The organism is Bradyrhizobium vignae (genome assembly GCF_004114425.1).
In the GTDB taxonomy this organism is placed as follows: Bacteria; Pseudomonadota; Alphaproteobacteria; order Rhizobiales; family Xanthobacteraceae; genus Bradyrhizobium; species Bradyrhizobium vignae.
In genome coordinates, this window is the sequence record NZ_RDQF01000005.1 from 235,548 (window position 1) to 247,676 (window position 12,129).

12 protein-coding genes are annotated in these 12,129 nt (G+C 65.4%); 10 read left to right on the forward strand and 2 right to left on the reverse strand.

From position 1 onward, the window contains the following. Positions 1-106: 106 nt before the first annotated feature. The 8 genes from lptF to EAV90_RS06715 all read left to right on the forward strand — a co-directional run bounded on the left by lptF (position 107) and on the right by EAV90_RS06715 (position 9,309). Complete coding sequence (gene lptF / locus EAV90_RS06680; protein WP_122403562.1) at positions 107-1,276, forward strand: LPS export ABC transporter permease LptF; 1,170 nt, start codon at positions 107-109, stop codon at positions 1,274-1,276. Beyond that, positions 1,273-2,370 (forward strand): LPS export ABC transporter permease LptG, encoded by a 1,098-nt coding sequence (gene lptG / locus EAV90_RS06685; protein WP_122403563.1) that lies wholly within the window; start codon positions 1,273-1,275, stop codon positions 2,368-2,370. Before lptF ends, lptG begins: the two co-directional genes overlap by 4 nt. 92 nt (positions 2,371-2,462) lie before the next feature. Continuing rightward, positions 2,463-4,859 carry an LPS-assembly protein LptD gene (locus EAV90_RS06690; protein WP_245509466.1) on the forward strand — a complete coding sequence of 799 codons (2,397 nt, stop codon included), beginning with the start codon at positions 2,463-2,465 and terminating at the stop codon, positions 4,857-4,859. Positions 4,860-4,927: 68 nt separating this feature from the next. Then, the gene (locus tag EAV90_RS06695; RefSeq protein ID WP_162500307.1) at positions 4,928-5,863 is read left to right on the forward strand and encodes a SurA N-terminal domain-containing protein; all 936 of its coding nucleotides are present in this window, start codon (positions 4,928-4,930) and stop codon (positions 5,861-5,863) included. Next, positions 5,863-6,894 carry a 4-hydroxythreonine-4-phosphate dehydrogenase PdxA gene (gene pdxA / locus EAV90_RS06700; protein WP_129142933.1) on the forward strand — a complete coding sequence of 344 codons (1,032 nt, stop codon included), beginning with the start codon at positions 5,863-5,865 and terminating at the stop codon, positions 6,892-6,894. The genes EAV90_RS06695 and pdxA overlap by 1 nt, the downstream gene beginning before the upstream one ends. Before the next feature lie 166 nt (positions 6,895-7,060). Next, on the forward strand, positions 7,061-7,921 hold the full coding sequence (gene rsmA / locus EAV90_RS06705; protein WP_129142934.1) for a 16S rRNA (adenine(1518)-N(6)/adenine(1519)-N(6))-dimethyltransferase RsmA: 861 nt from the start codon (positions 7,061-7,063) through the stop codon (positions 7,919-7,921). Positions 7,922-7,937: 16 nt separating this feature from the next. Beyond that, positions 7,938-8,996: an alcohol dehydrogenase gene (locus EAV90_RS06710; RefSeq protein WP_129142935.1), complete on the forward strand. Its 1,059-nt coding sequence runs from the start codon at positions 7,938-7,940 to the stop codon at positions 8,994-8,996. A 76-nt stretch (positions 8,997-9,072) separates the two neighbouring features. After that, complete coding sequence (locus EAV90_RS06715; RefSeq protein ID WP_122403567.1) at positions 9,073-9,309, forward strand: hypothetical protein; 237 nt, start codon at positions 9,073-9,075, stop codon at positions 9,307-9,309. A gap of 54 nt (positions 9,310-9,363) precedes the next feature. Here EAV90_RS06715 and EAV90_RS06720 read toward each other — a convergent pair whose 3' ends face one another. Next, on the reverse strand, positions 9,364-9,591 hold the full coding sequence (locus tag EAV90_RS06720; RefSeq protein ID WP_122403568.1) for a hypothetical protein: 228 nt from the start codon (positions 9,589-9,591) through the stop codon (positions 9,364-9,366). Positions 9,592-9,669: 78 nt separating this feature from the next. Then, positions 9,670-10,407 (reverse strand): Crp/Fnr family transcriptional regulator, encoded by a 738-nt coding sequence (locus EAV90_RS06725; RefSeq protein ID WP_122403569.1) that lies wholly within the window; start codon positions 10,405-10,407, stop codon positions 9,670-9,672. A 152-nt stretch (positions 10,408-10,559) separates the two neighbouring features. Here EAV90_RS06725 and EAV90_RS06730 point away from each other — a divergent pair, with 152 nt between their 5' ends. Together EAV90_RS06730 and EAV90_RS06735 are read left to right on the forward strand one after the other, a co-directional pair. After that, positions 10,560-10,799, forward strand: a complete 240-nt coding sequence (locus tag EAV90_RS06730; RefSeq protein ID WP_129142936.1) for a hypothetical protein — start codon at positions 10,560-10,562, stop codon at positions 10,797-10,799. A gap of 17 nt (positions 10,800-10,816) precedes the next feature. After that, a complete protein-coding gene (locus EAV90_RS06735) occupies positions 10,817-11,518 on the forward strand; it encodes a Crp/Fnr family transcriptional regulator (protein WP_122403571.1) in 702 nt (233 codons plus the stop codon). Positions 11,519-12,129 lie beyond the last annotated feature (611 nt).

Consider the following 12,129-nt stretch of genomic DNA (forward strand, 5'->3'; position numbering starts at 1 on the left):
CGCCGGAAGAGCTGCTGGCCGACCTTGGGAATCCCCTGACGGGGATGGGTTGGACGCCGGAATTCTGGTCGACATTGGGGCTTGATGGGGATTCGTGCGGTCGCGCATGGGGTCGATCGATAGGTATATCTTCCGTACGACGCTGGCGTCGTTTGCGCTGGTCCTGGTCAGCCTCACCGGCGTGATCTGGATTACGCAGGCGTTGCGCGGCATCGACCTGATGACGAGCCAGGGTCAGACCATCCTCACCTTTCTCGGCATCACAAGCCTCGTGATCCCGGCCCTGGTTCTGATCATCTCGCCGATCGCGCTGATGATCGCGATCTCGCACACGCTGAACAAGCTCGCGACCGATTCCGAGATCATCGTGATGAATGCCGCCGGCTTCTCGCCGTTCCGGCTGTTCTATCCGTTCTTCTACGCCACCTGCGTGGTGGCGCTGCTGGTCGCCTTCATCGCGGCCTATCTCGCCCCCGACGGCATGCGGCGGATCAAGCAGTGGGACGCCGAGATCACGGCCGACGTGCTCACCAACATCCTGCAGCCCGGCCGCTTCGCCCAGCTCGACAGGAACCTGACGATCCGGATCCGCGAGCGCCTGCCCGGCGGCATCCTCGCCGGCATCTTCATCGACGACCGCCGCGATCCGAACGAGCGCGTCTCGATCGTCGCCGAGCACGGCGAGGTCGTGAAGAACGAGACCGGCTCGTTCCTGGTGCTGGAGACCGGCAATCTTCAGCGCTTCGAGGCGGGCAAGCGCGATCCGGCGCTGGTGGCGTTCGGCCGCTACGGTTTCGACATGTCGAAGTTCTCCAACCAGGGCCGCGACGTCACCCTCGGCATCCGCGAGCGCTATCTGTGGGAGCTGTTCTCGCCGTCCGAGAACGACCCCGTCTACAAGCAGATTCCCGGTCAGTTCCGCTCGGCCCTGCACGACGGCATCCTGGCGCCGATCTATCCGTTCGCCTTTGCCGTGCTGACCTTCGCGTTCCTTGGGGCGCCTCGCACCACGCGCCAGAGCCGGAATTTCTCGATCGCCTCCTCGATCCTGGCGGTGTTCGGCCTGCGCATGGCCGGCTTCGCCTGTTCGGTGATGGCGGTGAAATCGCCGGGCGCGGTGCTGGTCCAATATGCGATGGTCGTCGGCGCGATCGGCGTCGGGCTGGCCATGATCATCGGCGGCGTCGTGGTCGAGCCGCCTCCCGGCCTGATGGAGGCCATCAACAGGTCGAACGCACGGATCGCGCGGCTGTTCGGACGTCCGGCCACCGCATGAGCATGCTCACCAACACACTCGGGCGCTACTTCGCAGGCCGCTTCGTGGTCGCGGCGCTCGGCGTCTTCGGCGGCATTTTCCTGCTGCTGGTGCTGGTCGACTACATCGAGATGGTGCGCAAGACCTCGGGGCTGGCATCCGCCTCCGCGATCATGGTGGCCGAGACCTCGCTGTTCCGGGTGCCGCAGCTCTTGGAGAAGCTGACGCCGTTCTGCATGCTGATCGGCGCCATGACCTGCTATCTCGCGCTCTCCCGCCGGCTCGAGCTGGTGGTGGCGCGCGCTGCCGGCATCTCCGCCTGGCAGTTCATCTCGCCGGCGCTCGGCAGCGCGCTGCTGATCGGGGTGATCGCCACCGTCGCCTACAATCCCATGTCGGCCAATTTGCGCGAGCTGTCCAAGCGCATGGAGGCCGAGCTGTTCGGCTCGGCGCCCGGCGGCGGCATTCAGGACGCCTCCGGCTTCTGGCTCAATCAGGTGACCAACGACGGCCAGACCATCATCAACGCGGCGCGGAGCGAGCAGCAGGGCATCCGGCTCACCGGGCTCACGCTGTTCCGGTTCGACTCGGACCAGCACTTCAAGGAGCGGGTCGAGGCGCGCGAGGCGACGCTCGAGGCCGGCCGCTGGGTGTTCAAAGGCGTCCGCCGCTTCTCGCTGGACGCGCCCCCGATCGACCAGGCCAGCCTGGAGATTCCGACCACGTTGACCGAGGCGCAGGTCCGCAACAGCTTTTCCACCCCCGAGACTGTGTCCTTTTGGCAACTACCGAGCTACATCCGCTCCTCGGAAAGCTCGGGCTTCGCGACAGCCGGATACCGACTCCAGTATCAGAAGCTTCTGGCACAGCCGTTTTTGCTCGCAGCCATGGTGATGCTCGCGGCCTCCGTGTCGTTGCGCTTCTTCCGGATGGGCGGCGTGCAGAAGATGGTTTTGAGTGGCGTGGGCGCAGGCTTTCTGCTCTACGTTCTGTCGAAAGTAACTGAGGATTTGAGCAAGGCTGAGTTGATGCATCCGATCGCTGCGGCGTGGTTGCCCGTTGTGGTGGGCGGCCTCACCGGCTTTTTGGCCTTGCTCTATCAGGAGGACGGATAGTGACTGCCGTCCACCGAGGGCTCGTGTCTCGTTTGACGCGGCGCACGTTGGTGCGCGCGAACGGGTGCGGCTTGTCCATCCGCAGGCTCCTGATGGCTGTCGTCGCCGCTGCCTCGCTCGGCGGCTTGATCGACGCTGCCGTCGTGGCGCCGGCCCAGGCCCAGAGCTTCACCTACAATCCGCTGCCGCCGCGTCCGAAGCCGCCGAAGGCCGCCAACGACAACCAGATGCTGGTTCAGGCGACCGAGGTCGACTACGACTACAACAATTCGCGCGTCTCCGCAGTCGGTAACGTCCAGCTGTTCTACAACGGCACCAGCGTCGAGGCCGACCGGGTCATCTACGACCAGAAGACCAAGCGGCTGCATGCCGAAGGCAACATCCGCATGACGGATGCCGACGGCAAGATCACCTATGCCGAGATCATGGATCTCTCCGACGATTACCGCGACGGTTTCGTCGACTCGCTGCGCGTGGACACAGCCGACCAGACCCGCATGGCCGCGAGCCGCGCCGACCGCTCCAGTGGCAACTACACGGTGTTCGAGAACGGCGTCTACACGGCCTGCGCGCCGTGTAAGGACGATCCGAAGAAGCCGCCGCTATGGCAGGTCAAGGGTGCGCGCATCATCCACGACCAGCAGGAGAAGATGCTGTATTTCGAGACCGCGCAGCTCGAATTCTTCGGCGTGCCGCTCGCCTACATGCCCTATTTCTCGACCCCCGACCCGACCGTGAAGCGCAAGTCCGGCTTCCTGATGCCCGGCTACTTCCCGGGCACGACGAACACGGGCTTCGGCGTCGAGGTTCCCTATTACTGGGCGATCGCGCCCGACATGGACGCGACCATCACCCCCCGCTTCATGACACGGCAAGGCGTCATGCTGCAGGGCGAATTCCGCCAGCGCCTTATCGACGGCGCCTACCAGATCCGCGCTTACGGCATCGACCAGCTCGATCCCGGAGCCTTTGCCGGGCAGCCCGGCGACCGCCAGTTCCGCGGCGCCGTCGACACCAAGGGTCAGTTCGCGCTGAACGACAAATGGGTCTGGGGCTGGGACGGCGTCCTGATGTCCGACTACTATTTCTTCTCGGACTACCGGCTCTATCAGTACCGTGATCCGCTCGGCTCGTTCCTGTTGCTGCCGACGGAAGCGCTGTCGCAGCTCTATCTGACCGGCGTCGGCAACCGCAGCTTCTTCGACGCGCGCACGATGTACTGGCTGAGCTATTCGGGCAACCAGAGCCAGGTGCCGATCGTCTATCCGGTGATCGACTATTCGAACGTGCTCAACTATCCCGTGTTCGGCGGCGAGTTCAGCTACAAGACCAACTTCGTGAACCTGTCGCGTGACGATGCGGTGTTCGATCCGATCACGACGGTCGCCAACACCAACGGCCTGTGCACCACGGCGTCGGCCGATCCGCTGGCGCGTATGCCCTCGCAGTGCCTGCTGCGCGGCTTCCCGGGCACCTACACACGCCTGACGGCGGAAGCGCAGTGGCGCAAATCCTTCACCGATCCGTTCGGCCAGATCTGGACGCCGTTCGCGAGCCTGCGCGCCGACGCGATCAACTCGTCGGTCTCCAACCAGCCCGGCGTGTCGAACTACCTGCCCATCGGCGACACCCAGGCGTTCCGCCTGATGCCGACCGTGGGCCTGGAGTACCGCTATCCCTTCATCAACATCCAGCCCTGGGGCTCGACCACCGTCGAGCCGATCGCGCAGATCATCATCCGGCCGAACGAGACCTATGCCGGCAAGCTGCCGAACGAGGACGCCCAGAGCATGGTGTTCGACGCCTCGAACCTGTTCAGCGTCGACAAGTTCTCCGGCTACGACCGGGTCGAGGGCGGCGGCCGCGCCAATGTCGGCGTGCAGTCCACCACGCAGTTCGACAAGGGCGGCGCGGTCAAGGTGCTGTTCGGCGAGTCGTACCACCTGTTCGGCCTGAACTCCTTCGCGGTTCAGGACGCCATCAATACGGGCATCAATTCCGGCCTGGACAAGCCGCGCTCCGATTACGTGGCGAGCGCCAGCTACTCGCCCAACAGCACCTACACGTTCAGCGTCCGTTCCCGCATGGACGAGCAGACCTGGAACGTGCAGCGCTTCGAGGCGGAAGGCCGCGCCAACTTCAATCGCTGGTCGGTCAGCGTGCTGTACGGCAATTACGCAGCGCAGCCGGAACTCGGCTATCTGACCCGCCGCGAGGGCATCCTGACCTCGGGATCGCTGAAGGTCGCGAACAACTGGGTGGTGTCGGGCTCGGCGCGCTGGGACCTCGAGGCCAACAAGATCAATCAATATGTGCTCGGTGCCGGCTATGTCGACGATTGCTTCGTGCTGGCGGCGAACTATGTAACTTCGTATAGCTATTCTGCGGGCACCACGCCGCCCGTGTTGAGCCATGCGTTCATGTTCCAGATCGGCCTGCGCACGCTGGCGACCACGTCGACGACCAGCAGTTCCGCCGGCCTCCAGTGAACGGTTTGAAGTGCCAGCCGCGCCTGCCCCATCACAGGCTCGACGCGGCTGACCTGCGAGCGACAATCATGACGACCTCATTGCCCGTCTTCCGCCTCCTGCTCGCCATCAGTGCCGGGCTGATCCTGACCGGACTGCCCTCGCCGTCGCGCGCGCAGAACATCGTGGTCATGGTCAACGGCGATCCGATCACCGATTTCGACATCGAGCAGCGCTCCAGGCTCGACCAGCTGACGACGCAGAAGACCCCGAGCCGGCAGGAGGTCATCAACGAGCTGATCGACGACAAGGTGAAGCTCAAGGAAGGCAAGAAGTACGGGGTCGATCCCGGCGTCTCCGACGTCAACCAGTCCTACGAGGGTATGGCGCAGCGCATGCGCATCACGCCGGAGCAGCTCACCAAATCACTCGAATCCAAGGGTGTCCGCCCCGAAACGCTGAAGGGCCGCATGAAGGCCGAGATGGTCTGGACCAGCCTGGTGCGCGGCCGATTCAAGGAGAAGCTGCTCGTCGGCGAGCGCGACGTCGCACAGGCCGTGCAGGCCCAGACCGGCGACAAGCTTCAGATCGAAGGCACCGAATACAAGATGCAGCCGATCGTGCTGATCGTGCCGCGCGGCTCGTCCGCGGCGTTCCTGGAAACCCGGAAGAAGGAAGCCGAGACCTATCGGGCCCGCGTTGGGAGCTGCGAGGAAGCCAACTCGCTGTTCCGCTCGACGCCGAACGCCACCATCCGCGACGCCGTCACCAAGACCACCGCGGAGCTGCCCGACCCGCTGCGCAAGTTGCTCGACGACACGCCGATCGGCCACCTGACCGCGCCCGAGGTGACCAAGGCGGGCATCGAGATGGTGGTGCTGTGCTCGCGCAAGCCGACCATGATCGACACGCCGAAGAAGCGCGAGGTCCGCGAGAAGATGTATCAGGAGAAGTACGAGAAGACCCAGAAGGCCTATCTCGACGAGCTCCGCAAGGCGGCGATGATCGAATATCGCAACCGCTGATGGCCAAGCCCCTCTCAGAGCCCTCCACCAAGTCCGCAGCCCAGCCCGTTGCCCTCACCCTGGGAGAGCCCGCCGGCATCGGCCCCGACATCACGATCGCAGCCTGGCTCAGGCGCCGCGAGCTGAACCTGCCCGCCTTCTATCTGCTCGGCGACGACGCGCTGATCGCGCGGCGGGCCCGGGCGCTCGGCGTCGACATCAGGATCGCCGCGGTGAGCCCCAGTGAGGCCGCTTCCGCCTTCACTGATGCCCTGCCCGTGGTCGCGACCGACGAGCGCGCGAGCGCCGAACCCGGCAAGCCCGACGCATCCAGCGCGCCGGCTGCGCTCGCCTCGATCCGTCAGGCGGTCATCGACGTGCGCGCAGGTCGCGCCGGCGCCGTCGTCACCAATCCGATCGCCAAGAGCGTGCTCTACCGCGCCGGCTTCCGCCATCCCGGCCACACCGAATTCCTCGCCGAGCTTGCCGCGGAGAACGGCCGCGTGCCGCAGCCGGTGATGATGCTGTGGTCGCCGCAGCTTGCCGTGGTGCCCGTGACCATCCACGTCCCGCTGCGCGATGCGCTGGGAGAGCTCACCAGCGAGCTGATCGTCTCGACCGTACGCATCGTCGCGACCGAACTGAAGTCCCGCTTCGGCATCGCGAGGCCGCGCATCGCGATCTCCGGCCTCAATCCGCATGCCGGCGAGGACGGATCTCTCGGCCACGAGGAGCAGACCGTCATCGCCCCGGCGCTCAAAGTCCTGCGCAACGGCGGTATCGAAGCCAGGGGCCCGCTGCCCGCCGACACCATGTTCCACCAGGCCGCACGACAGACCTATGACTGCGCGGTCTGCATGTATCACGACCAGGCGCTGATCCCGATCAAGACGGTCGCCTTCGATGACGCCGTCAACGTCACGCTCGGCCTGCCCTTCATCCGCACCTCGCCCGATCACGGCACCGCCTTCGACATCGCCGGCACGGGTAAAGCCAATCCGGCGAGCCTGATCGCGGCGCTTCAGCTTGCCAGCCGCATGGCGGCTTCGTAGTGCCGCCGATCTGAAGTTCCTGCAGTGCACGCCGCGAGCGCGTTCAGGAACTTCAGATCGACAAGCGGCACTGCAATGATAATTTCTTGGTGCCCTCAGCTTTCCGAAGTTCGTACAAGGGCGCCGCAGGTTGGCACGAACTTCGGAAAGCTAAGGGCACCCGCTGATGAGCGCGATCGACGACCTCCCGCCGCTGCGCGAGGTCATTCGCCAGCATGCGCTGTCGGCCAGGAAATCGCTCGGCCAGAACTTCTTGCTCGACCTCAACCTGACCGCGCGCATCGCGCGCGCGGCCGCGCCGCTGGACGAGGCGACGGTCGTCGAGATCGGCCCCGGCCCGGGCGGGCTGACGCGGGCGCTGCTCGCGCTCGGCGCGCGGCGCGTCATCGCCATCGAGCATGACGAGCGCGCAATTCCGGCCCTGCAAGATATTTCGGCGCGCTATCCCGGCCGGCTCGAAATCGTGCATGGCGATGCCATGACCTTCGATCCGCGCCCGCTACTCTCAGGCGAACGCGCAAAGATCGTCGCCAACCTGCCCTACAACATCGCGACCCAGCTTCTCATCAACTGGCTCACCGTCGAGCCCTGGCCGCCCTGGTACGAGATGATGGTCTTGATGTTCCAGCGCGAGGTCGGCGAGCGCATCGTCGCGCGCGAGGGCGAAGAGGCCTATGGCCGGCTCGGCGTGCTCGCCAACTGGCGCTGCGAGACCAAGATCCTGTTCGATATCTCGCCCTCGGCCTTCGTGCCGCCACCGAAGGTCACCTCCTCCGTCGTGCGCCTCGTGCCGCGCCCAGAGCCTCTGCCCTGCGATCGCAGGCTGCTCGAGCAGGTCGCCGCCGCCGCGTTCGGCCAGCGCCGAAAAATGCTGCGGCAAAGCCTGAAGTCGCTGGGCGTCGATCCCGCGCGGCTCGCGAGCGCCGCCGGCGTCGATGCGACGCGGCGCGCCGAGACCATCCCGATTTCCGGCTTTGTTGCCATGGCCAGTGAATTGGCCAATATACGGAATGAAGCAGAGCGATAATTTCGGAGGAAAGAATATGGCGCTGATGCGCAGGCAGTCCCTGGTCAAGTTCGATGCGCCGCTGTGCGAGACCATCGTCGACACGCCCAAGCCGCAAGGCCGCGAGGTGCTGGTGCGCATCGAGCGCTGCGGCCTCTGCCATTCCGACCTGCACATCCAGGACGGCTACGCCGATCTCGGCGGCGGCAAGAAGCTCGACACCACGCGCGGCATGACGCTGCCCTTCACGCTCGGCCACGAGATCGCGGGCGTCGTCGACGAAGTCGGTCCCGACGTAGCAGCCAGCCTCGTCGGCGCCAAGAAGGCCGTATTTCCATGGATCGGCTGCGGCCAGTGCCGCGACTGCGCCAATGGCGACGAGAATCTCTGCGTCAAACAGCGCTTCCTCGGCGTCTCCATCGATGGCGGCTTCGCCAGCCACGTGCTGGTCCCCGACGCCAAATATCTGCTCGATTACGATCCCCTGCCGGTCAACCAGGCCGCGACCTTGATGTGCTCCGGGGTGACCGCCTATGGCGCGCTCAAGCGCCTGGTCGACCGTCCGCGCCAGCGCAACCTCTTGCTGATCGGCCTCGGCGGCGTCGGCATGATGGGCCTGTCGTTCGCGCAGGCAATGTTCAAGCAGCCGATCACGGTCGCAGATCTGTCACCGGCCGCACGCGAGACCGCGCTCGAGAACGGCGCCGCCGTCGCCTACGATCCGGCCGAGCCCGACGTGATCAAACGTATCCTGAAAGAAACCGAAGGCGGCTTCGACGAGATCGTGGATTTCGCCGGCAACGAGAAGTCGATGGCGTTCGCGGTCGCGGTCGCCGCGCGCGGCGGCAAGATCGTGGTCTCCGGCCTGATGGGCGGCCAGTTCACGCTGCCGATGGTGCAATGGGTCTATAAGCGCATGACCATCGAAGGTTTCATGGTCGGCACGCTGGCTGAGGCCCACGAGCTGATGGCGCTCGCACGCGCCGGCAAGATCAAGCCGACGCCGATGCGCGAGGAGCCGATGGGCGACGTGCAGAAATGGATCGACGAGCTGCGCGCCGGCAAGGTCGTCGGCCGCATCGTACTCAAGAACTGATCCGCTCGAGCGGCGGGCCCGACGCAAGTCTCGCCCGCCGCACGGAACGCCTGCGACCGCGCCGCGTTGGCAGCGCATGTCGATCCGTTGCACCGTTGAAAGCGCGTTCTTCATCGCCTGGAGCTGCCTGGAGAAGAGTGGCGAGCTCGGGCCGCCCGACGAGAGCGCAAATTTCCTGCTCGACTCGATCGAAGCCCAGCTCCGGGCCGGTGAACGCCGGCAGTTGATGCTTGCCAACAGAGCGATCGACGCCTATCGCGCGGCTGCGGCGAAGGGCGATGCCGCCGCCGGACGTGAAGCGCGCCCTGGATGATGGCCTTCGGCTATCGCTGCGCGCGCAACCGACGCCGTTGCATGGCCGGCGCACTCATTTTTTCTTGCCGCCGGTCCTGTGCTCGGTCTTGGACGCATCCTTGATGCCGGGCCGATCTGCCTGAGTTGCATTCATGCCGGTGGTATCCATCGTCCCTTTCTCGGTGGCACCGTTCGTGTTCTCCGGCCTCTCCATGCCGGACTGCGGAGCCGGTCCGGAATTCTGCGCGATGACGGGCCCGGCCATCGCTGCAAACGCGATCGCCACGATGAGCGCTTTCATTGGCATCTCCCTCGTCTCATAAATGACGTGCCCACAAGAGAGTTGTTCCCCTCAGGCTGAACTTCGCGCTAACGCGCCTCACACAAAGGGCGGCGCCTGCCGTTTCAGGTGCAGATAGGCTGGACTGAAATCTCCGAGCCGCTGCAATTCACGCCACTTCAGCACGATCAGCTCGCCCTCACGCAGGTCCATGGCTCCGCTCCGCCTGAGGTCGGCAAGGGTCCGGTTCACCGTCGCGATCGCCATGCCCAGGGTCTCGCCAAGCTGAGCCAGGCTGATCGGCAGGCGGCAGCGATTGCCGCGGACCAGCTGCGCCGCACGGGCCCGGTAGAACAGCTCGCAAAAAAGGTGCGCCATACGCGCCTGCATCGGCCGCGCGCTGTTGTTGGTGATGGCCTCGCGAAAGATCGCGGCATCGAGCAGCGTCTCGCGCCAGACGGCCAGCCCAAAGGTCGGCCGCCGCCGGAACGCGACGAACAATTCGCGATGCGGGATGAAGGCGATCGACGCCGGCCCGAGCGCACTGAGCCCATGATCCATCATGTCAATGAACAAGCCCTGCGCATCCGGAAGGTCGCCGGTGAGATGAAACGCCAAATATTGTCGCCGCCCGCTGCCGAGCAGGTGATAGCGGGCAACCATGCCGGAGACGACCAATGCCGAATGCTTCGGCTCGTCACCTTGACGGATGAAATCCTCGTTGGGCGCGAAATCGCGCAGCGTGAAGGTGAGCGCGCGGATCTCGGCAATATCCTCCTCCGCGAGCCCGGTGTGCTCGCCGAGGTTCCGGATCAGCACGTCGTGAGCATTTTGCATGGGCCCGCCGAAAATCGCGCCGGTTCTATCAAATGATACGTCCGGCTTGCGTTCAGCGGACTAGAACGCGGGTCGGAAGCACAGGTTGCTAACCGTTTCGTGACGCACCGATCGCAGCCACACCATCCCCCGATTTCGGACCCAGCCGCCTTATGAATCCCCCGACGATCCTGGAACGCATTCGCGGACTGTTCGCATCCGGTACAGGCGAGCACCTGGACAGCATTAGCGAGGCCCTCCTCAACGGAACGCTGAAGGAGCCGGCCCGCCCGATGTCGGATCAGGAACTGGCCCGTGCCATCCTCGAGTTCCGCTCCGTTCCGGTCTCGGACTGGACCATCGCAAGACTCTCGCGGCGCCTGCTCGAGGCGTCCGGGCCGCGCGACGTCTGAAGCGCGCCACTGGTCTCGTGCCGCATCCGAAGTTCATCGCGCGTCTCCAGGCGATCGAAGGCCTGTCCGAGGACGAACGCCGGCAGATCGCAGGCTTGCCGTCGACGCTGCGCCAGGTCGCGGACGGCGAGATCGTGTTACGGCAGGGCGAGGCCCCTTCACGCTGCGTCTTCGTCGTCAGCGGCTTCCTGTACCAGGCCCGTATCGTCGGCGATCGCAGCCAGATCCTCGCCTTCCACGTTCCCGGCGACATGCCGTGCCTGCACACGCTGCTGATCTCGCCGATCGATGCGGACCTCGTCGGGCTAGGCCCGACCATCGTCGGCACCGTTGCGCACAGCCAGCTGCGCCAGCTGCTCGACGGCTCCATCCACCTGACCCGCGCCTTCTGGCACGAGACACTGATCGATGCCGCGATCTCGCGGCAATGGATCGCGCGCCTCGGCGCACAGGCGGCGCTGCCCAAGCTCGCGCATCTCATCTGCGAGCTCGCCGCGCGGCTGGAGGTCGTCGGCCTCGTCAAGGACGGCAGTTTCCAGATGCCGATGACGCAGCGGCACGTTGCTGACGCCTGCGGACTGTCGATCGTCCACGTCAATCGCACCATTCAGGAGCTGAGGCATCGTGGACTGATCACGTGGGAGGGCAGCGAGATCGCGCTGCTCCAGCCCGACGAGCTGCGGAGACTTGCGGATTTTACGCCGGATTATCTGAGCTGAGCGTTGATGCATGAGCGTGTGATTACTCGCGAGGCGTCGGGCAAAACACCGCGTCAAGCCCCTCCTCGCAAAAATATTTTACTTTTCCGAATTTCGGATTTGTGGCATAGACCCGCCATCCCGGCCCTGCCAAAGGGGCGCTTCGCGATCGTCACGAGATGCGGGCCGGGTGGCGGTGGACGCGGCAGCGCCGGCGCGGATGGCGTGGTGACAGGGCGGGCAACCGTGAGTCTCACGCGACGCGGTACGACACGGCGCAGTTAAAGCGGCCTCGTTGGTCGTCTTGGGTGAGCACGCGCCAGCCCCTGATGATCCGGTGGGGTCGTCCGCGGACGGAGAAGTCGTGTGGTCCTGACGCCCGGGGTCTGTGCGTCAAGGCTTGTGGTGATGCGGCGGCCCGACCGAGCACGCGCATCAGCCATCCGCAAGGCGACGGGGGCAATAGTGCATCGCTCCCCGGGGAGCAACTGTGTTGAAGTAGCCCGGCGATCGGCCGGCCTCAAGGCTGGCGCTGGCGCGCCACCGCCTCCGGCGGCTTCCGGCCTTGACCCCGTCCGCTCGCCGGTCTTCAGGGCGTGCAAGCGCTCGGCGGAAGCCGAGCGGAGTTGCTC

Excerpts from the sequence above, each read along its gene's own strand:
- EAV90_RS06720 (WP_122403568.1), bottom strand. The coding sequence starts at position 9,591 with ATGAAAGCGCTCATCGTGGCGATCGCGTTTGCAGCGATGGCCGGGCCC.
- lptF (WP_122403562.1), top strand. The coding sequence starts at position 107 with ATGGGGTCGATCGATAGGTATATCTTCCGTACGACGCTGGCGTCGTTT.
- rsmA (WP_129142934.1), top strand. The coding sequence starts at position 7,061 with ATGAGCGCGATCGACGACCTCCCGCCGCTGCGCGAGGTCATTCGCCAG.
- EAV90_RS06695 (WP_162500307.1), top strand. The coding sequence starts at position 4,928 with ATGACGACCTCATTGCCCGTCTTCCGCCTCCTGCTCGCCATCAGTGCC.
- EAV90_RS06730 (WP_129142936.1), top strand. The coding sequence starts at position 10,560 with ATGAATCCCCCGACGATCCTGGAACGCATTCGCGGACTGTTCGCATCC.
- EAV90_RS06725 (WP_122403569.1), bottom strand. The coding sequence starts at position 10,407 with ATGCAAAATGCTCACGACGTGCTGATCCGGAACCTCGGCGAGCACACC.
- pdxA (WP_129142933.1), top strand. The coding sequence starts at position 5,863 with ATGGCCAAGCCCCTCTCAGAGCCCTCCACCAAGTCCGCAGCCCAGCCC.
- EAV90_RS06710 (WP_129142935.1), top strand. The coding sequence starts at position 7,938 with ATGGCGCTGATGCGCAGGCAGTCCCTGGTCAAGTTCGATGCGCCGCTG.
- EAV90_RS06715 (WP_122403567.1), top strand. The coding sequence starts at position 9,073 with ATGTCGATCCGTTGCACCGTTGAAAGCGCGTTCTTCATCGCCTGGAGC.
- lptG (WP_122403563.1), top strand. The coding sequence starts at position 1,273 with ATGAGCATGCTCACCAACACACTCGGGCGCTACTTCGCAGGCCGCTTC.
- EAV90_RS06690 (WP_245509466.1), top strand. The coding sequence starts at position 2,463 with ATGGCTGTCGTCGCCGCTGCCTCGCTCGGCGGCTTGATCGACGCTGCC.